The organism is Mediterraneibacter butyricigenes, assembly GCF_003574295.1.
Lineage (GTDB): Bacteria > Bacillota > Clostridia > Lachnospirales > Lachnospiraceae > Mediterraneibacter_A > Mediterraneibacter_A butyricigenes.
Window position 1 is genome coordinate 1,003,871 of record NZ_BHGK01000001.1, and the last position, 19,045, is coordinate 1,022,915.

The 19,045-nt window shown below is 44.1% G+C and carries 16 protein-coding genes; all 16 read right to left on the minus strand.

The features are described 5' to 3' along the window. Window position 1: 1 nt before the first annotated feature. A complete protein-coding gene (locus tag KGMB01110_RS04705) occupies window positions 2-784 on the minus strand; it encodes a sugar transferase (RefSeq protein ID WP_119297722.1) in 783 nt (260 codons plus the stop codon). A gap of 18 nt (window positions 785-802) precedes the next feature. Then, window positions 803-1,906, minus strand: a complete 1,104-nt coding sequence (locus KGMB01110_RS04710) for a DegT/DnrJ/EryC1/StrS family aminotransferase (protein ID WP_119297723.1) — start codon at window positions 1,904-1,906, stop codon at window positions 803-805. A gap of 289 nt (window positions 1,907-2,195) precedes the next feature. Beyond that, window positions 2,196-2,876 carry a hypothetical protein gene (locus KGMB01110_RS04715; RefSeq protein ID WP_117602635.1) on the minus strand — a complete coding sequence of 227 codons (681 nt, stop codon included), beginning with the start codon at window positions 2,874-2,876 and terminating at the stop codon, window positions 2,196-2,198. 355 nt (window positions 2,877-3,231) lie between these two features. Beyond that, window positions 3,232-3,561, minus strand: a complete 330-nt coding sequence (locus KGMB01110_RS04725; RefSeq protein ID WP_158555676.1) for a sporulation initiation factor Spo0A C-terminal domain-containing protein — start codon at window positions 3,559-3,561, stop codon at window positions 3,232-3,234. Between the two features lie 384 nt (window positions 3,562-3,945). After that, a complete protein-coding gene (locus tag KGMB01110_RS04730) occupies window positions 3,946-4,833 on the minus strand; it encodes an Rpn family recombination-promoting nuclease/putative transposase (RefSeq protein ID WP_119297724.1) in 888 nt (295 codons plus the stop codon). Window positions 4,834-5,157: 324 nt separating this feature from the next. Beyond that, window positions 5,158-5,499, minus strand: coding sequence for a sporulation initiation factor Spo0A C-terminal domain-containing protein (locus KGMB01110_RS04735; protein ID WP_119297725.1), 342 nt, complete (start codon window positions 5,497-5,499; stop codon window positions 5,158-5,160). A 134-nt stretch (window positions 5,500-5,633) separates the two neighbouring features. Continuing rightward, window positions 5,634-7,103, minus strand: a complete 1,470-nt coding sequence (locus tag KGMB01110_RS04740; RefSeq protein WP_306307824.1) for a flippase — start codon at window positions 7,101-7,103, stop codon at window positions 5,634-5,636. Beyond that, complete coding sequence (locus KGMB01110_RS04745; protein WP_119297726.1) at window positions 7,100-8,149, minus strand: glycosyltransferase family 2 protein; 1,050 nt, start codon at window positions 8,147-8,149, stop codon at window positions 7,100-7,102. Before KGMB01110_RS04745 ends, KGMB01110_RS04740 begins: the two co-directional genes overlap by 4 nt. Beyond that, window positions 8,142-9,278 (minus strand): glycosyltransferase, encoded by a 1,137-nt coding sequence (locus KGMB01110_RS04750; protein ID WP_243112673.1) that lies wholly within the window; start codon window positions 9,276-9,278, stop codon window positions 8,142-8,144. Before KGMB01110_RS04750 ends, KGMB01110_RS04745 begins: the two co-directional genes overlap by 8 nt. Window positions 9,279-9,330: 52 nt before the next feature. Then, window positions 9,331-10,746 carry an O-antigen ligase family protein gene (locus tag KGMB01110_RS04755; RefSeq protein ID WP_119297727.1) on the minus strand — a complete coding sequence of 472 codons (1,416 nt, stop codon included), beginning with the start codon at window positions 10,744-10,746 and terminating at the stop codon, window positions 9,331-9,333. Between the two features lie 25 nt (window positions 10,747-10,771). Then, entirely contained in the window at window positions 10,772-11,866 is a 1,095-nt protein-coding gene (locus KGMB01110_RS04760; protein WP_119299087.1) for a glycosyltransferase family 2 protein, read from the minus strand. Window positions 11,867-11,961: 95 nt separating this feature from the next. Further along, complete coding sequence (locus KGMB01110_RS04765; protein ID WP_119297728.1) at window positions 11,962-13,203, minus strand: glycosyltransferase family 4 protein; 1,242 nt, start codon at window positions 13,201-13,203, stop codon at window positions 11,962-11,964. Next, window positions 13,200-13,895: a sugar transferase gene (locus KGMB01110_RS04770; RefSeq protein WP_117889042.1), complete on the minus strand. Its 696-nt coding sequence runs from the start codon at window positions 13,893-13,895 to the stop codon at window positions 13,200-13,202. Before KGMB01110_RS04770 ends, KGMB01110_RS04765 begins: the two co-directional genes overlap by 4 nt. Window positions 13,896-13,939: 44 nt before the next feature. Beyond that, the gene (locus KGMB01110_RS04775; RefSeq protein WP_119297729.1) at window positions 13,940-15,154 is read right to left on the minus strand and encodes a DegT/DnrJ/EryC1/StrS family aminotransferase; all 1,215 of its coding nucleotides are present in this window, start codon (window positions 15,152-15,154) and stop codon (window positions 13,940-13,942) included. A 2-nt stretch (window positions 15,155-15,156) separates the two neighbouring features. Then, complete coding sequence (locus tag KGMB01110_RS04780; RefSeq protein WP_119297730.1) at window positions 15,157-17,139, minus strand: polysaccharide biosynthesis protein; 1,983 nt, start codon at window positions 17,137-17,139, stop codon at window positions 15,157-15,159. Between the two features lie 70 nt (window positions 17,140-17,209). Continuing rightward, window positions 17,210-18,997, minus strand: a complete 1,788-nt coding sequence (locus KGMB01110_RS04785) for an LCP family protein (RefSeq protein WP_119297731.1) — start codon at window positions 18,995-18,997, stop codon at window positions 17,210-17,212. Window positions 18,998-19,045: the final 48 nt, after the last annotated feature.

Sequence of the window (19,045 nt, forward strand, 5' to 3'; positions counted from 1 at the left end):
ATTAAAGAATCATCTTTTCAATATCTTCGTCAGTAATATCCTCAAAACTGATGGCTGTTCCTTCCATATCATATCCCATAAACGAACCACGTATTGCATTGCCACGGGCTTTAGAAGCTTTTTTATTTAAAGCGTATGTAATTAATTTTATAATCATAAAACAATCTGTCAGAAAACTCACATGTTCTACGTACCATACATCATTTTCAAATTGTTCCTGCCATGACCAAACATGATCTAAAGCCTTTCGTGGTGGGCACTCTAATCCGGGTTTGACAGCAAGACGCATCTTATGGCGATCACTGTAACGCTCAAAATATTCTGGAACTAAAGGCCTTGGTCCGATCAGACTCATATCGCCTTTTAGAATACTCCAAAAATTTAATAATTCGTCCAATGAAGTTTTTCTAACAAATCGACCGAACTTTGTAACTCTTTGATCAGGTGGTAAAAGTTCACCAAATTCATCTTTCGTTTCACGCATATTCCTAAATTTAATTATTTGAAACGGTTTTCCATCCTTTCCAGTCCTCTCTTGTTTAAAAAAGATTGGAAAACCAACATCCAACAATGTGATAATTCCAATTAAAATATTTATAGGAAAAGTCAGAAGCAACACAAAAGAGGAGATTAATATGTCAAAAATCCGCTTAATAACATCTCCGTAAAAACTTTTTTTTGGATGAACCGGTTTGGTAATAGAATTAACATAAGGTAATCTCTCAGCAGCAAGTTTTTCTGCGATATCCCATCGCATTTTTTTTGTAAGTTCTTCTCTTTTCATAATTTGTTCCTTAAGCTTTTAGTTTAAAATCAAATTACAAATCCGATCAACGTCTGTTAACGACAATTCTTCATACATAGGTAAAGCAAGAATGTTTAATGCTACGTCATGTGCAACAGGCGTGTCTTTATAAGAATATTGCTGTTTATAACAAGAAGTTTCGTTAATTGCCGGATAAAAGTATTTTCTTGTGTAGATTTCATGCTTTCTTAATAAATCAAAGATATCATCCCTACTTTTTCCAAATATATTTTTATCAAAATAAACCGGAAAATAAGCATAATTTTGTGTTACATTTGTTTGAGGAGTACATAGTTTAATACCTGATATGTTAGAAAAGCGTTCAACGTATCTCTCATATATTTTTCTCCGAGCATTGATACATTCATCCATTCTGCGTAAATTACAAATTCCCATAGCCGCACGGAATTCATCTAATTTTGCATTTCCACCAATATCTTCCACATCTTCGGGACCATTGATTCCAAAATTTTTTAAATTATGAAGTTTCTTTCTGTAGGAAGGATCTGAGAATGTAACAGCACCACCTTCTACAGAATGAAAACATTTCGTTGCGTGAAATGAAAACATTGTAGCATCTCCAAAGTTTCCAACACCAATCCCTTTATATGTTGTTCCAAACGCGTGAGCACCATCGTAAATAACTTTCAAATTATGTTTTTTAGCAATTTTTTCAATAGAGTCAACATCGCAAAGATTACCATAAACGTGAACCGGAATAATTGCTACTGTTTTTTCTGTAATTAAATTTTCAATCTTTTGAACATCAATCGTATAGTGTTCAAAATTGATATCACAAAAAACTGGAATCAATCCATTTCTGACAATTGCATGTGTTGTTGAAACAAAAGTAAAAGGTGTAGTAATAACTTCTCCACCTTTTTCTTTTAATCCCAGTGCCTGGATTGCTGTTTCGAGTGCCAAATGGCCATTCGTAAATAAAGACAAATATTGAACCTTTAAATAGTCAATCAACGCATGTTGAAATTTTTTATATACAGGCCCCATATTTGTCAGTTGTCTACTTTCAAAAATTGGTTTAATTTCTTCTATATAGTCCTCTAATGTAGGCATAGAAGATCTAGTGACTTGAATTGTCATTAAATGCCCCTCTTTTCATCCTTTAATTATTTAGAATATTTTCCCTGATTGAATCCTCAAGTGGACAACTAAAGGGTCGTCCACATATATACTCTATAGATTATATCATACTAACTGCCAATATTCTACCCAATTCGCCATTTTTCTGGACTTCTTCGCTTTTCTTAAGAATTGGGGAATCTGTTTTGGGACTTATATAGAAAATCCCCTGTCATTTCAAGCCTGAAATGGCAGGGGAAGAGATGAATTTTATTAATCTGATTCTTTCCGAATAATTCGTCAAGTTTTGTTATTGTATACCCACTTTCTTTTTTGTCAATTTTCTTAATTTTAAGTCAAGAGCATATATCCGATCTATTTGTAGCTGCGCCACATAATACAAATCTGAAAAATTTACTCGTATATACTTAAAATATTTCATCTGATCCAATTTTTCCGAATAAACATATAGTATAAAGTCCGACGTAACATCCTTCGCATTTTCATGTAATCCATCAAGCGTCAAAAAAAGCCAACTACTCGGATCCTCAAACATTTCAGTAAGCTTCGTTGTCCTATTTCTGACATCGACGCAAATCAAATCCCCATCCATACCATATGCCTCATGACGGCTAGTACTCAACGGATGTGCAACAACAAATGAACGAATAGCCTTAAAATATTTCTTTGCTTGCCTAAGTTTTTCATCGTCCTTCATATCAAGATAATCAATTATTTCTTTTCTCAAAATTTTATAAATCGAGTCGACCGCCTCACAAATCCAGCCAACTAAAACAATAACATATATGATTTCTTTCCTTGTTGGTTCTTGGAGATTATGAATCTCAGCATTAAGGTCCTGAATACTATAATTAACTTTTTGAAGATAGTCACAACTTAGTGAAAATTTATCTTTACTCCCCCAAATCCACTGCTTCTGTATACCGTCCTTCAACTCATTAAGGTTTTTCAATTTAGCTACGTTTCCCATCCTTCACCCTCCCAACTGATCCGCTAATTTTAAAAAACAAAATATGTTTGTTTTTTCTCCACACCTTTACATACTTAGTACAAAATATTTTCCAACCGGCATCATTTTCTTTTCATATCCATTCCTTCCGCAACTCACATAATATCAAACATTGAGAATACTGGTATTGCTCCATATCATCCTTCAAGATACTCCTTGCTCAGCACTTTATCATATTTCTCTTTAAAACATTCCAAAGAATAAATAGAACTTTCATTTTCGGCATTATGTTATACAAACCAGATTTCGTCTCTTCTGAATATCGCTTGATCCATAATCGAGGATTCATGTGTTGTAAACAATATCCTTATTCACTTTATTCTTCATCCGCTTTTACCTGTTCCAGAAAGATCTCTATCAACTCTCCCACCGATGGTGCCCACGGATAACTCATTCCCGTCAGTTGTTCCAATGCCTCTTTTCCGCCTTTTGCCCAGACACGATCTCGCACTGTCCGGATATTTCTCTCCACAACGCAGGGCAGCTGATGATATTCTTCCGCCACTTGCCAGTAGATCCCTTTTACCAGCACCATCAGTCTTTCTTCATCCTCGGCTGCCAGCATGATACACCGCCGAAGATAGCGATACCCCTGATACCGTTTGGAAAAGTGTACGTTTCTCATCAATTGATCCAGTTCTTTCATATTGTTTTCCTCTCTCAGCTTCATTACATATTATTTTTCCACATGCGTGATCGCTAAATAGCTGATTTCATTTTACAAAACGAAGAACGACAATAGAACAACAAATCTATATATTTCTATATTTCTCGATATTATTTTGTATTTCTCGGTAAACTTCTAAATACAGATTTCATCAATTCGGTTGTAAATTGCTCTCTAACCGCCAGCAAAAGCACTCCATAGACACCAAAAAATGTGATTGCCGACACTAAGAGTGTGAAAAATGACGACAGTTGCATCTCTTTTGTCGCATTTCAGAATTCTTGATTCCATTTAGATTTTACAATAGAAAAGCCCAGACAATTCAAAACAGAAATGCCTGGGCAACTACATGCATTTTATATATTATTTTTCTTCTAGCCAGCTTTTCACTTCGTTCTCTTCTCGTCCGACTGCCTGGACAATCTGTTCCATCGGCATCCCCATCTCCTTTAAAACTTGTACTGTTCTTTTTGCCTGCTCCAACATACGTTTTTCGCCAATCTTCATACCGGCTTCTATTCCTCGTTTCTCTGCGCTGTTCATCTGGGTATTATAATCACGGAGCGCCTTTTCTCTTGCTTCATATTCCAAGCGTTTCTTTTCATCGGCGCTCATCCTTTTCAATGCTTCATATGCTTCCTGGATATATTCGTCTCTCTCTGCCATTTTCTCGAACTCCTTTCGGCTCTTTGCACGTAGAAACCGCATCCAACGAATGATGTCTTTTTCATTTTTCTGCTCCGGTGGAAGTTTCGGAAGTTCCAACACATAAATTTTCATCTTATCTGTGTAGATCTTCCCGGTTCCTTCCTCGCAGAAGCTGATTGCACGGAAACAAATATTATCATCCGGGAAATGTATGAAGTTCAGGATACTCACATGAACACACTGTTTCAGATTTTCATACCCTTCTCCTTCTTTCAGTTGGCTCGTATACATTTTCCCAAGATAGAACAGCACCCGATTCGGCCAGAAGGCAAAAAATGCATTCTGCATTTCTACATCGATCTGTTCTCCATCCACCAGTTTTACCCGTGCATCCAGTATTCCCAGCTTATCATCCGCATACTCCTGCTGCAGGATCGTAGGCATTAATACTGTCGATTCAATCTCATCCGGATCTTTTCCCAGAATCGCTGCAACCATACCTTTTCTCACTTTCGGATTTTGCATTAATTCTTTGAAACAGATATCCACGGTTGGAGACATGATAAATTCTTCGGTTTCTCGTCTTTTCTTCATTTTTTCCATAGACTTCCCTCTCTTCCCGCCGGAAGTTCAGAGAGCCTGCTTGGTAAGACTTATTTTACCACGCATTTTCCTGCGAGAAAAGACACTTATCCCCAACTCATACCAAACTCCACGGCTTTTCTTTTGTTTTCTGTGTTTCGGAATTCGATTCAGATCTTTGAATCATAGATTTTTAGAAGTGCCTCCAGAATGTAAGCACTGATTTCGATTGATTTTAGCTTAACACAGATTGAATGGGGCTGCAAGCAGTTTCATATCGTATGTTCGCCAAACCCAAAACCGCCGACCTGTTCCTTTCGGCACAAATCGGCGGTCTGCATTACACTATTTACTTTTGTCGCTTTCATCGTCTTTCACCTGTTCCAGAAAGATCTCTATCAGTTCTCCCACAGATGGCGGCCACGGATAACTCATTCCCGTCAGTTGTTCCAATGCCTCTTTTCCGCCTTTCGCCCAGGCACGATCTCGCATCGTCCGGATGTTTCTCTCTACAACGCAGGGCGGTTGATGATATTCTTCCGCCACTTGCCAGTAGATCCCTTTTACCAGCATCGTCAGACGTTCTTCATCTTCGGCTGCCAGCATAATGCAGCGTCGAAGGTACCGGTAGCCCTGATACCGTTTGGAAAAGTGTACGTTTCTCATCAATTGATCCAGTTCTTTCATGTTGTTTTCCTCCCTCAGCTTCAATATATCTTATGATTTCTCCACATGCATATTGGCTAAATAGCTGATTTCATTTTACAAAACGAAGAACAACAATAGAACAACAAATCTATATGTTTCTATATCCTTCGACATTATTTTATATTTCTCGGTAAACTTCTAAATACAGATTTCATCATCCCGGTTGTAAATTGCTCTCTAACCGCCAGCAAAAGTACTCCATAGACACCAAAAAATGCGATTGCCGACACCAAGAGTGTGAAAAATGGCGACAGGTGTATCTGTCGTGTCAAAAGAATTCCCACTCCTGTCGCTGCCGCTAATGGAAACAGGATTTTTCCGAGTCCCAGACCGGCAAGCATCTGTTTCCATTCTTTTTTCAGATATCTCGCTTGAACCAGCACTACCATCGCTTCTGCAAGCAGGGTAGAAGTTGCGGCTCCTGTGGAGCCCATTTTCGGAATCAGCACCAGATTCAGCACGAAATCCAGAATCGCACCTGCCAGTACGGATATCACTACTTTCTTTTCCTCTCCCAGTGGTGTCAGAATCTGAATTCCAGTAATATTTGACAAACCGATCAGCAGCACTGTCGGCATCAGAATCTGCATCGGAGTGATCGCCGGGAGGAAGGACTCTCCTGCCAGAAAGAGAATGGATTCCTTTGCAAACAGTATAAAATAGACCATCAGCGGTGTTGCCGCCACAAGCACAAACTGAAACGCTTTTTTTACCATGCGATAAAATGCTTCTTTTTCCTGTTTTTCCACATAATAAGACAGTCTCGGAAGGAGAACGGTTCCAAGGGAAGTCACACAGGTGGTCAGGACAGTTTTTACTTTGATTCCGGCATTATAATATCCGACCTCGGTATCCCCTTTCAGGAAGCCTAGCATCACCACATCCAGATTCAGATACACGCTACTGGCTGCTGCCAGAAGGAAAAATGTAAGGGTTGGCTTCAAATGCTGTTTCAAATCATAAGCTTCTCTTTTACGAAACGAGATGAATCGACGCAAGCGAACAAAATTCAGCACATAAGAGCCAAAACTTCCCACCACATATACGAAGCCATACACCACATAGTCCGACGGATCCCTTACCAGAAGAAACATCAGAATCAGCCCGATCAGTTTAAACACGATGGCGCAGGTTGTGATATAGGAATATTGTTCCAACGCATTATAGAACCACTGCACACCGATAGTCGTCAGGCCGATCGAAAGCCCCATCACCATCATCAGTTCTTTTTTGGCTGCAAATTCCGGCACGAGAAACAAGGATGCAAAAAAGACCGCATAGGTAATCGCCGTTGTAATGGCACTGATGATCAGTAGCTCCTGTACAGTCTGGGACAGTTTCTCCCTGTCATCCCGCACTACCGCACAGGCCCGGATTCCGTAAGTCGGAAGTCCCAGCGTTGCAAACATGGTAAAATAGGTCACTGCCGAGATCGCAAATGCAACTTTTCCGCTGCCTTCCACCAGAAGGACTCTGGAAATATACGGAAAGGTAATCAGCGGAAAAAGTATCGACGATACGGTCAGAATCGCATTCATTATGAAATTGTAGGTTACAGAATGCATTTTCACCGATGTTTTCATGGGCGTCTCATCCTCGCACGAACTTTGCTCAGATTCGTCCAGAACCGGTATTTTTTAAACTGATTCACTCTCAGCGCTCGCAGCATTTTGCTCTTTCCGGAAGAAAGATCATAGATCACCGTACTCTTCTTTCTCACTGTCCGGTCAAATTCTAGGAACTGTTTCTTAATCTCCGCATTTCCCGATGGAAAACTTGCATAGATTCCCGCCTGGTCTCCCACCATGATGGCCGCCTGATTTTCCAAATAGGCAGCCCGCGCTTCGCTCAGATATTCTCCATCTTCGGTATTCTGCAAAGCCTTTTCTTTCACCTTTTTTCGATAAGCTTCTGCAAAATCCACCAGTCTTAAGGTCACTTTCACATGATCCGGCAAATGTTTTTGAAATCCCTGCATACTAACGCTCTGAGTGGCCACTGCCAGTCGGTACATATACACCGTCAAGTCATAATACTGAACCTTTTCCACATAAGGAACCGGGAACGTAATGTATTCGTTGTCCACGTAGAAGCAGTGTTCGTCCAGACGAATATGGTGGTCCTGTAAGATTGCCGCGCGAATTACCAGTGCATGCATCGGGATCTCGGACTGTCCGGCGCATTCATCAAAGGTACAGCTCGGATGTTCCTCAAAATACGGGAATGCCTCTACTGTTTTTTCCTTTGTCTTGTCGTTGATTTTATAATATTTTGTCACCACATAATCTGCGGTTTCGTTGCGCAGTCGTTTCACCATTTCCGTGAAATCCTCTGTATCGACCCAGTCATCTCCATCGACCACTTTGAAATAAGCGCCCTTTGCTTCTTCAATCCCCCGATTGATGGTCGAGCCATGCCCCCCGTTTTCTTTATTGATCAACCGGAAGGTCTGCGGATATCTCTGCTCATACTGTTCTGCAATTTCCGGTGTGGAATCCTTGGATCCGTCATTGACGATCAGGATCTCCACGTCTTCCATGATTTCTTCCGAAATAAAAGATTCCAGGGTATCTGCCAGATACGCCTCCACATTGTAGGACGGAATCACTACGGTTAATACTTTACTCATGTTCGCCTCCCTGTTCTTTCTCTCCATATACCAGTTCTTTTAATCGCTGTTTCTGGTCTTCCAGACTGTATCGCTTTGCCTCTTCGTAAAATGTCACCTGATTCCGGTCATTTTTCCGGTAAGCAAGCACTGCATCTGCCCAGACTTCCGGAGAATCTTTCAGTGAAACAAAGGTCACTTTCTCTGTGATCTTCGTTTCGTCGGTCACTGCCGTACTGATCACACAGGGAAGGTTTGTGCACTGAGCCTCAATTCCCACCGTCGGCAATCCCTCAAAATTGGACGGCAACAGAAATACATCCATCGCCTGGAACAGACGATCTGCATCCGTTCTCCATCCAAGGAATCTGACACAGTCTTCCAGTCCTTCTTTTTTCACCAGTTTCCGGATCTGCTCCATCCGCACACCGTGTCCCGCCAGAAGTAGTACGCTGTTCGGATCTTTTCTATGGATTTCTTTAAAAATCCGGATCAGGAATTCATGATTTTTCTGGTAACAGAAGTTGCCCGCGTGTCCCACAACGAACTGCTCCGGCCCCAATTCCAGTTCTTGTCTGACCTCTTTCCGAATCTCCGGACGCCAGACAAATTTTCCCCGGTCTACCGCATTGTAGATCACATGGAAGTTCTCTGAATCCACAATCTTCTTCGGATACATCCAGTATCCTGCTTTACAGGAACATCCGTAAAATTCATTCGCTGACCGCCACAGAATCGGGCGACAGATTTTCTGCAATGTATTGAATACCACTCGTTTCAGTGGACTCTCACAGTCATTTCCACCGGAATGGCTGTGCAGGATCCGTCTCGGTACATGGGCTGATTTTGCCGCAAATGCCGCTATCAGATCCATAGAAGTGGAAATGTTCAGATAGACCATCTCATACTTTTCTTTTCGGATCAGATAACGTACCTGACGAAACTGCGTCAGCGGATGTTTCAGATTGGCAATCTCAAACAATCTGGAATGGTACCTTTTCAATTGTTGTTTTAACTGTGGATCCGCATGATTCGTCAGAAGATCAATCTGCATTCCCTCTTCCCAGACTCCATCCAGGAAATGTAACAGATAAGTATCCAGTCCGCCGGATCTTCCGTCCATAATAAATCCCAAGAGAATTTTCTTCACGTGGCTTCTCCTTTTTTACTACTTTTCTTTTCCCTTAGCTCGACTCTTTTCTTCACGCTCTTTCCTGCATCGTTCCCGCCAGGTACCCGAAACACAACCAGAAAATATAGGTCTGCGGTGCATTCAGATAAAACACCATAGATAAGAAGAGACTGCCCACTCCCATTGCAAGGGTCAGTGCCAGACAGGCGGTTGTGAAACTTTGTTCCGCCTTTACCTTGTGTCCCACCGTTTTCCTTTGATTCAGGTATTCCCGCAATAATTTCCCGGTGTTGAATACCAGTGCGAGGCTGATCAGAATTCCGAGGATTCCCTGGCTGACCAGGACATCCAGGACGCTGTTATGCAGAGAATCATATTTTGCATTTTCCGGATTGTCTACCAGATACGTATGTGGCATGTTCTGCTGCGCATAAGCCGTCATATTTCGGAAGCTGACTCCTACTACCGGTGAAGTCTCTACAATTTCCAGCCCACTCTTCCAGATATCCAGCCGTCCGTTGGACGCATCGCCTTTCAGATCCTGCTTTCTGCCCACTTTAGAGGGCGTGGTCTCCGTTTTGGTCGTCTGGCTTTTCTTCGGCGGAAACATTTTTTTTGCCAGTATTTCAATCTGTTTGTCGTGTGTATTATATTCCTGCTTACAGATCTGAGCCATTCCCACAATTCCGCCTGCCACTGCCACTCCCAGCATCAGACTGACTGCCATTGCTTTTCCGGCCTTCATGCCGTTTTCTCTGAATCGTTTTCCGGCAAGAGCAGTCGTCCACACGATGGCTCCGACTCCTACCGATACCAGTCCCGTCCGTGAATCCGACAAGACCAGGTATCCAAACTGGATCAGCACAGACACTGCAAGGCATACCCGCCAGTACCATTTTGCAGTTCTCACAAACAGGTAAACCGCAAGAAGAACTGCCACAACGGTAATGGTAGCACCGTGGTTCGGATCATCATACATTCCCCAGAGTCGTCCCCATTTGAATCCGACCACTTTAAATCCGACGGCTTTTCCATCCCGGACCTTTGTCAGACCATAATTTCTGCCCCACAACACCATGGAATTTCCAATGGCATTGGTCACCGTACTGTAAATCACCCAGATACATGCCAGCAGACGAAACTCTTTTTTTCGTTCCTCCATGGAAAGAACCGCGGAAGTTGCATACAGCACCACCATAAATAAAAACATCCAGATCAGTTCTTTCACATTATCGCCAATCCCGTACCGGTAGCTTACCGCTGCACTCACCACATAACTTACCAGAAACAGGCCGATCAGCCGCAGATTTGCAACCTTCTGATACTGTTTCCAGTCTTTCAGCATGCACAGCGCGCATCCCACTCCCAACACTGCCAGCAGATCTGTGGCATATTCCATCCACAGACTTTCGTTAATAAATGCATTGAATGCCAACAATAAATATACTAAATAATAAATCTTAAATCCTAAAAAATATCTTTTCATAATCTATATCTGTCTCTTACTTCTTTCATCGTCCGGACTTCACTTTCGAATACAGCATCGGAAGCTTTTTGCGGATCACATAGACCGCGCGCCCCATCAGCAGACATACTCCTGCCTTGTTCAGACGCAGAGCCACCAGTACAATCTGCAACGCCTTACTGTCTTTTGCCTGTGCACAGGGAATCAGGTTCCGGTATAATTTCTGTGCAAACAATGCTTTACAGAAATTTTTTCTCTGTCGATGACTCATGTTTGCCTTAGGATCACAATTCTGCTGAAGTGCCGACAAAATGTATCTTGCATACAGGCTTCCCAGAATTTCTTTCACGCCCAGATCCAGCATATCCCAGGCTTCATACTGGTCATACAGCATCTGTATCCTTTTTTTATGAAACTTAAAGTAATCTTTTACAAACTCATTGGTCAGGTTTCCCTGCAGACGCTTCGCATAATGATAGGGCGTACAGGACAAAATGTTCAGGGAATCGATCTCCATACAATACGCAATATTAAATGCGATGTCTTCGATAAACTTTGCATCCTGATAATCCTGGAATTCCAAGGAAAGGCTTTTCAGGTAATCCAGATCATAAACCTTGTTCCACGGGTAACCGTAAAGTGTCTCCTGTTCCAGTCGGATCATTTCCGGTCGCAGTTCCTCTTTGCTTTTGAAGCGTTTCTCTTCATGTGCCACAATATGGCTGTATGCATAGACATTCTGTGCATCATAATATTCTTCAATGAGCCCGAATATCACCAGCTTCGCCGGATTTTCTCTTAGAGAATTCTGCACCTTTTCCAGAAGGTTCTCTTCCACCAGATCGTCTGCATCTGCCAGCCACAGATAGTTTCCTTTTGCTTCCCGGATACCCAGATTTCTGGCATGGCTGACTCCGGCATTGCGTTCCATGGCGATCAAACGGATCCGTCCGTCTTTTTCTGCCAGTTCCGCTACAATCTTTCGGCTTTGATCTGTGGAGCAGTCGTCCACCACCAGTAATTCCCAGTCCGTCACGCTCTGGCGACGGATGGATTCGATCATAGTCTTGATATATTTCTGCCCGTTATACACCGGCATCACAATACTGAAAAAGGGTCTTTCGTTCGGTCTGTTGTTCATATCCTTGTTTTCCATCTGCTCCTGTTATATTTTCTGTTACCGTTTTCTTCCTTCACAAACCAGTTTTTCTTCTGATTTACAAATTATCTGATTCTTTATTCTGTCAGTTCCGTGATCAGCTTTGCAATTCTCTGATATGCCTTCGGACGGTCAAACTGTTCTTCTGCGATCTGTCGGGCTTTTCTTCCCATTTCCAGACGCTTTTCTTCCTTCTCATAAAGATCTTCAATGGCATCTGCCAGGATTTTTACATCCTCCGGCATGATATTGACTCCAAATCCATCTGCCTCCACTTTTTCACGGAATTCTGGGCTCATACAGGTGTTAATCATCGCTTTTCCCGCTGCCAGATAATCACCGATCTTTGTCACGATACTCTGCGGAGCTTTCTTAACAAAAGAGTTCACCAACACATCGGACTGTTTCAGGTACGCTGCCATTTTTCCGTAAGGCGCATATCCTACAAATTCCACATTATAGACCTGACGGGTGTTTGCCAGTTCTTCCAGTTCTTCCTTCATCGGGCCTCCGCCCAGAATCTTGATCTTGATTTCCGGATGTCCCCGTCTGACCAGTTCTTCTCCGGCCAATACCATGGTTCGGATATCATAGCTGGTCCCGATGGTTCCGGCAAAGGATACCCAGAACTCTTCTTCTCTCTTTGGAACCAGTTCTTTATTATCCTCCGCGCCTTTGTCGAAGACTTCGATCTCATTTCCCACATAGACCGTGATCTTCGGCACGTTTCTCTTCTGATTTTTAAAGGGACGGTCCCGGTATTCATCGGAAGTTCCGACCACACCGGACACCAGAGAATATACTTTTTCCGCATCTCTCTGTAACGGATGGAATAAAATGTCACTGACTACCGGCACATCCAATACCATGCGCATGGCTTCCGGCCACAAGTCATTTACATCTGCCACAAACGGAATGTTATGGGCCGCTCCGTATTCTGCAGCCACTCTTGCCACATCATTCGGTGGGATCTCCGCATAGAGCAAGTCATAGTCTTTTCCGTCTTCTGGTTTTGCTTCCAGCATTTTCTGCAGATTTTTTGCTGCAATCCTGTGGCTCCTGATCCGGGCAAGATCCACATTTTTCTTGTAACCCGGTTCATAAATAAAACGCAGTCCGAATGGATATTCTCCGGCTTTTATGTCCTCCTGAATCTTCTGCAGATCCCGCTGCGCTTTTTCCCAGTGTTGAAAGGACGTGGTGATCAGATCCACCTGAAATCCTGCTTTGGTCAGGAATTCTGCCAGGTATCCGAAGCGGGTATATCCCTTCTCCCCTTTCAGTTTCACTCCCATCGTAATAATTGCGATTTTCTTCATTTTATAACCTCCAACACGGTTTTTATCATGATTCTGATATCCTGCGCCACGCCTGCCTTTTTCAGATAGTCCAGGTTGTAACGCATTTTTCTCGGCAAAATGTGGTTCCTATAGGCCTCGTCCGTACTTTCTCCCAGTTCCGCATAATGCGCGATCATCTCATCTTCTTCTTTAAATGCGATGCTGGCAAGAGACGTCACGCCCGCCGGCAAAAGCAGGGTTGCTTTCATTTCTTCCGTATATTGCTCCACATATTTTTTTACTTCCGGACGGGTTCCTACGAAACTCATATCTCCCGTCACAATATTTAAAACCTGCGGCAGTTCGTCCAGTCGCAAGTGACGCAGCTTACTTCCCACTTTCGTGATCCGGCTGTCTGCTTTTCCTGTTACCAACGGTCCTTTTTTATCCGCATCCACGATCATGGTTCGAAATTTGAAGATTCGAAAGACTCTCCCATAAGTGGTCACTCTCTCCTGTCTGAAAAAGACCGGACCCCCGTCTTCTGCTTTGATCAAAATCGCGATCACCAGCATGACCGGCGACAGAAGTACCGTCAGGACCAGTGATCCGCACAGATCAAAGAGTCGCTTTCTTCTTAATGCACCTTCTCGCTTGCGCAATCTTTCATAATACGGTCGGACTGCCTCCGTCTGCATGGACTCCGGCAGTTGTTCCCAGTGTTTCAACATGTTATTCTCCGTTCTTTTCCAAACTTTCTGTAATCTTTCACTTATCAGCCTATCTTCCGAATTGCTTCCAGATAACACTCGATCACATATGCCTGCTGCTCATCCGTCAGGCAGGTATGCAGCGGCAGCGTAATCTCGCAGGCAAACTGTGCATAGGCATTCGGATAGTCTTCGATCTGAAATCCCAGATTCCTGTAAGCGGTCAGAAGCGGAAGTGGTTTGTAGTGCACATTGGTTGCCACACCCTGCTCTGCCATCCGCGTAATGATCTCATTACAGGTTTCCCGGCTTCTTCCCGGAAGTCTCGTCAGATAAAGATGTCCGCTGGAGCAATCCTTTTCTGTAAAATGTTCCAACACCTCCACACCTTCCGGCTTCAGCGCCGCATCATACCGTCCGATCAGCTCCCGTCGTCTTGCCAGGATCCCGTCGTAGCGCTTCATCTGCGCCAGTCCGATGGCCGCCTGAAGATCTGTCATATTGCATTTATAAAGCGGTGCCACCACATCGTATTCCCAGGCACCGGCCTTTGTCTTTGCCAAAGCATCCTTGGACTGTCCATGCAAAGACAATAACATGTAGTCTTTATACAGTGCTTCGCTGTCAATCCCGGCATATTCCACCGTTTCAGACCAGGTCACAGCTCCGCCTTCTGCTGTGGTCAGATTCTTCACGGCATGGAAGGAAAAACTGGTAAAATCTGCAACTTCTCCGCATTTCTTTCCGTTTTGCTCCGCTCCGAATGCATGGGCTGCGTCCGCCATCACCAGGATCCGTCCCATTTTTTTCTGACGTTCACTGGTTGGATGGAACAGCGCTTTCTTCTCTTCTGCAATGGCGAAAATTTCCGGGTAATACGGATACATGATTCCGGCAAGATCCACGCAGATCACTGCTTTCGTCCGTTCCGTTACCGCTGCTTCCACCTTTTTCGGATCCATAATATAGGTTCCCGGAATCGTGTCGATCAGGACCGGCGTTGCTCCCACATGGCAGATCACGCTGCAGGTCGCGGTATAGGTATACGCCGTCGTAATGACTTCATCCCCCGCTCCGATCCCCATCGCACGCAGGGTCATTTCCATGCAGGCCGTTGCAGATCCAAGGGCAGCTGCCCTTTTCGTATGGCAACGTGCTGCAATCTGCTCTTCTAATTTCTTTGTCCTCGGACCGGTGGTAATCCAGCCACTTTTTAACGCATCTGTGACTTCCTGAATCTCCGCTTCCGTGATATCCGGTGGTGAAAATGGAATCTTCATGATTATTCTGTCCTCTCTTCTTTATCTGCCACACCTCTCTCCAGAAATGCGCTGGGCAATTCTGATCTGTGATCCGGGAACTCATCATGCAGACTTTCTGCAATCTTTCTATCCCGCTCGATGTCTGCTTCCCGCAGATGATAGGTTGGCACAATCTTATGCACAATATATTTCATCCGATCTGTCTCTGCATAGGCTTCCTGATACAGATCTTCCAGATCTTTGATAAATTCATCCTCGTCAAATTCAATCGGTCTTCCGATATGAATCAGTTCATTTTCTGTCTGCTTCAGGCCTTCTTCATCCATCAAAAGCTCTTCATAGAGTTTTTCCCCCGGACGAAGACCGGTATACTTAATCTCAATATCTTTTCCTACCGTATAACCGGACAGTTGGATCAGGTTCTTCGCCAGATCTGCAATCTTCACCGGCTGTCCCATATCCAGAACAAAAATTTCTCCGCCCTTTGCACTGGCTCCTGCCTGTAACACCAGGGAAACTGCTTCCGGAATGGTCATAAAGTACCGGATGATATCCGGATGAGTCACCGTCACCGGACCGCCCGCCTCAATCTGTTTCTTGAACAGCGGGATCACACTTCCGTTGCTTCCCAATACATTTCCAAACCGTACCGCTACGTATTCGGTCTTCGAATGGTTGCTGAACATCTGGATGATCATTTCGCACATCCGCTTGGAAGCACCCATGATATTGGTCGGGTTTACCGCTTTGTCCGTGGAAATCAATACAAACTTTGAAGCTCCGAACCGATCGGCTGCCAACGCCACTTTATAGGTTCCGAATACATTATTTTTAATCGCCTCGTTGGGGCTGTCCTCCATCAGCGGTACATGCTTATGCGCTGCCGCATGATAAACGATATCCGGACGGTATTTTGCGAAGACGCTGTTGACCTTCCGTCCGTTTCGCACCGAACCAATCAGAACTACCAGATCCAGATTCGGATAATGGGCTTTCAGTTCCTGTTGAATATCATAAGCATTGTTCTCATAAATATCAAAAATGATCAACTGCCGGACACCGTTTGCCGCAATCTGACGGCAGAGCTCGCTTCCGATACTTCCGCCTCCTCCGGTCACCAACACGACTTTATCGGAAACATAACGTCCGATCTTCTCTGTGGTGATTTTGATCGGGGCTCTTCCCAGAAGATCTTCGATCTCTACCTGCCGCAACTTTGACACGGTCACTTCTCCGTTGACCAACTGATATACGCCCGGAAGCAGTTTCAGTTCACAGTTTGGCACTTTCTGACAGATCTGCAGGATTTTCTGCTGTTCTCTCTTGTCCGCACTGGGAATGGCTACGATGATCTCTGTGATTCCATAGCGCTTTGCATTTTCCACGATGGTATCCCGGCCGCCCACGACTTTTACCCCATGAATATAGGTGCCGTGCTTTCTCGGATTATCATCAATAATACAGCAGATCTTAGCATCCAGCTCCGTACTGAGTTCCAGCTCTTTCATCACCACGTTGCAGGCCTCGCCCGCTCCCACGATCATGGTATGCCGCATATGACCGCCATGAATATTTGCCCGATATAACAATCGAAGCAACCGATAGGAAAATCGACTGAAACAAGTCAGCAGGAACAGCGAGGTTCCGTAAATCACAAAATAGCTCCGGTAAATCGGATGGTAAGTCAGATAATACGCCAACACATTAAACAGGACGCAGATCGCGCAGGCTTCCAGAATGTAGACCAGCTCTTTGATACTGGCAAATCTCCACAAACTGGAATACAGACGGAAGATCAGATATACGATCACGGTAAATACCGTATTGATAATCACCAGATCCCAAACCGAATCCATGTAATACCCTGGGATCTCACTCATATGCATGTTAAAACGCACCCAAAGTGCAAGAAATGAGCTGACATTTACGAATACAACATCCAGTATCACCAACATCACTTTATAAATTGCGGATAAATCCCATTTTTTAAACCAGTTCTTCATTTCTTAATTTCCTCAAACGCGGAAGGCCTTGCAGACTCTGCAAAACCTCCCGCTCCTTTCAGTTCCTTCTCTATTCGGTTGTCACCACATCATCCAGAGTCTTGCCTGCTTCCAATGCATCAATTGCTGCTTTAATCGCATCCACAGACTCCTGATTCGGCTGCATCACATACAATGCTTTTCCAGAATAGGAATAGCACATCTGGTTGTCACCGGTTCCCTCTGCCGCCATGGATTTGATGCTCCATTTTGGTGCATCGGCAAGCTGTGTCTTAATCAGCTTCTGAATCTGTTCCATAGACATGTTGGTGTCCACATTTCCACTGACACTGGTAATGATTCCGTTGGCGCCTGTCAGGATCGCCGGAGATACCATCTTCTTAATCATAGCCGTAAGCACTGCCTGCTGATCTTTTCCTCTCTGGTTGTCTCCTCCCGGCACATTCTGACGTTCTCTGGAGAATGCCAGTGCCTGTTTGCCATTAAAGTGATTGGTTCCCTGCACTACGTTCATGACCAGTCCGGAATCGTTGCTGGTGGTAAACGCATACTCAGAATCCACATCCACACCGCCAAGCGCATCTACAATATCGATCAGAGAGGTAAAGTTCACTCTCGCATAGAAATCAAGATTCGTATCATACAGCTGTTCCAGCGTTGACATAGATGCATCTACTCCATAGATTCCCGCATGGGTCAGCTTGTCCTTCTGTCCGCCGGAAATTCCCGGAATCTCTACATAATAATCTCGCGGTGTAGTGACCAGGAGAATCTGGTGGGTTGTCGGATTGACCTCCGCGATAATATTTACATCGCTTCGGCTGTTTGTCTCGATTGCTCCGTACACATCAATTCCACTGATATAAACGCTGAAGCAGTCGTTCACATTAACATCCTTGCTTTCGTTCTTTACTTCACTCTTGATGTCATGACTGTAAATTACCTTGGTATTGTCCGAATATCCTTCGAAAGCTTCCTCCAAAATACCGGTATAGCCTTCATTATATACAATGGCATCCACTTCTCCATCATGCAATGCCTGAGCCTGTTCTGCCAGACTGTTGTATTCCACCGTCTTTACGTCTGTTCCCAGCTCTTTATTCATGGCATCAACCGTCTCTTCGATCTGTTCGCCCTTCATCTTGTACTGCACGCCAAAGGTGTAATCCTTTGCGTCTTTTAACTTCTCAGCCTTATCATCAGCCATAACCGCAACCACAACCTTGTCCAGTTTGTAGTCCCCACCGGTCACTTTGTCTAACGCCAGGATACCCTTGATTCCGAAATAGCATCCGAGGATCAGAAGCAGCGTAATAATCACACTTAAGATTTTTCCGGCAATCGCATTTTTCTTTGAGAAGAACTGGCTTGCCAGAATAATACCACAGAATAAGAATAACAGAACACCGATGATTGCGTAATAAGTCATCGGAAGCATGTTTAATATCTTCAGCACTACCATCGCAGCCACACTGGCTACTGCCTGGATTCCGGTCAGTACCAGACCAACATTTCGGCTGATCCGGTTCTTCCTGTATGCCTTACTGGCTTTCGAGCCTTTGCCGCCCCTCTGGGAATTCGGATGTCCCTGTGGACGGGTAGATCTTGAGGCAGAGCTTCTTGCTCCGGATCCATTTCTGGAAGCAGATCCGTTTCTGGATCCTGATCCGGTTCTTCCTGATGCTCCGCTTCTGGACGCCGATCCGCTTCGGCTGCCTGATGATTTTGGGGTTGTATTGGAACTGGAAGTTCTTCTTCGGCTTCCCTCGCCAGAAGATCCTGTGCCAGTTGCTCTTCGTTTCTTGCGCTGTTGATTTTTACGATATTCCTCGCGCTGTCTCTCATCTCTCTGACTCATTTGTATCTTGTTTCCTTTCCATACTAAATATACTTCCCTGCAAACTAA

Bases quoted from the DNA above. Each gene is read 5' to 3' on its own strand.
- KGMB01110_RS04705 (WP_119297722.1), bottom strand. From the start codon at position 784: ATGAAAAGAGAAGAACTTACAAAAAAAATGCGATGGGATATCGCAGAA.
- KGMB01110_RS04710 (WP_119297723.1), bottom strand. From the start codon at position 1,906: ATGACAATTCAAGTCACTAGATCTTCTATGCCTACATTAGAGGACTAT.
- KGMB01110_RS04715 (WP_117602635.1), bottom strand. From the start codon at position 2,876: ATGGGAAACGTAGCTAAATTGAAAAACCTTAATGAGTTGAAGGACGGT.
- KGMB01110_RS04725 (WP_158555676.1), bottom strand. From the start codon at position 3,561: ATGAAAGAACTGGATCAATTGATGAGAAACGTACACTTTTCCAAACGG.
- KGMB01110_RS04730 (WP_119297724.1), bottom strand. From the start codon at position 4,833: ATGGAAAAAATGAAGAAAAGACGAGAAACCGAAGAATTTATCATGTCT.
- KGMB01110_RS04735 (WP_119297725.1), bottom strand. From the start codon at position 5,499: ATGAAAGAACTGGATCAATTGATGAGAAACGTACACTTTTCCAAACGG.
- KGMB01110_RS04740 (WP_306307824.1), bottom strand. From the start codon at position 7,103: ATGAAAACATCGGTGAAAATGCATTCTGTAACCTACAATTTCATAATG.
- KGMB01110_RS04745 (WP_119297726.1), bottom strand. From the start codon at position 8,149: ATGAGTAAAGTATTAACCGTAGTGATTCCGTCCTACAATGTGGAGGCG.
- KGMB01110_RS04755 (WP_119297727.1), bottom strand. From the start codon at position 10,746: ATGAAAAGATATTTTTTAGGATTTAAGATTTATTATTTAGTATATTTA.
- KGMB01110_RS04760 (WP_119299087.1), bottom strand. From the start codon at position 11,866: ATGAACAACAGACCGAACGAAAGACCCTTTTTCAGTATTGTGATGCCG.
- KGMB01110_RS04765 (WP_119297728.1), bottom strand. From the start codon at position 13,203: ATGAAGAAAATCGCAATTATTACGATGGGAGTGAAACTGAAAGGGGAG.
- KGMB01110_RS04770 (WP_117889042.1), bottom strand. From the start codon at position 13,895: ATGTTGAAACACTGGGAACAACTGCCGGAGTCCATGCAGACGGAGGCA.
- KGMB01110_RS04775 (WP_119297729.1), bottom strand. From the start codon at position 15,154: ATGAAGATTCCATTTTCACCACCGGATATCACGGAAGCGGAGATTCAG.
- KGMB01110_RS04780 (WP_119297730.1), bottom strand. From the start codon at position 17,139: ATGAAGAACTGGTTTAAAAAATGGGATTTATCCGCAATTTATAAAGTG.
- KGMB01110_RS04785 (WP_119297731.1), bottom strand. From the start codon at position 18,997: ATGAGTCAGAGAGATGAGAGACAGCGCGAGGAATATCGTAAAAATCAA.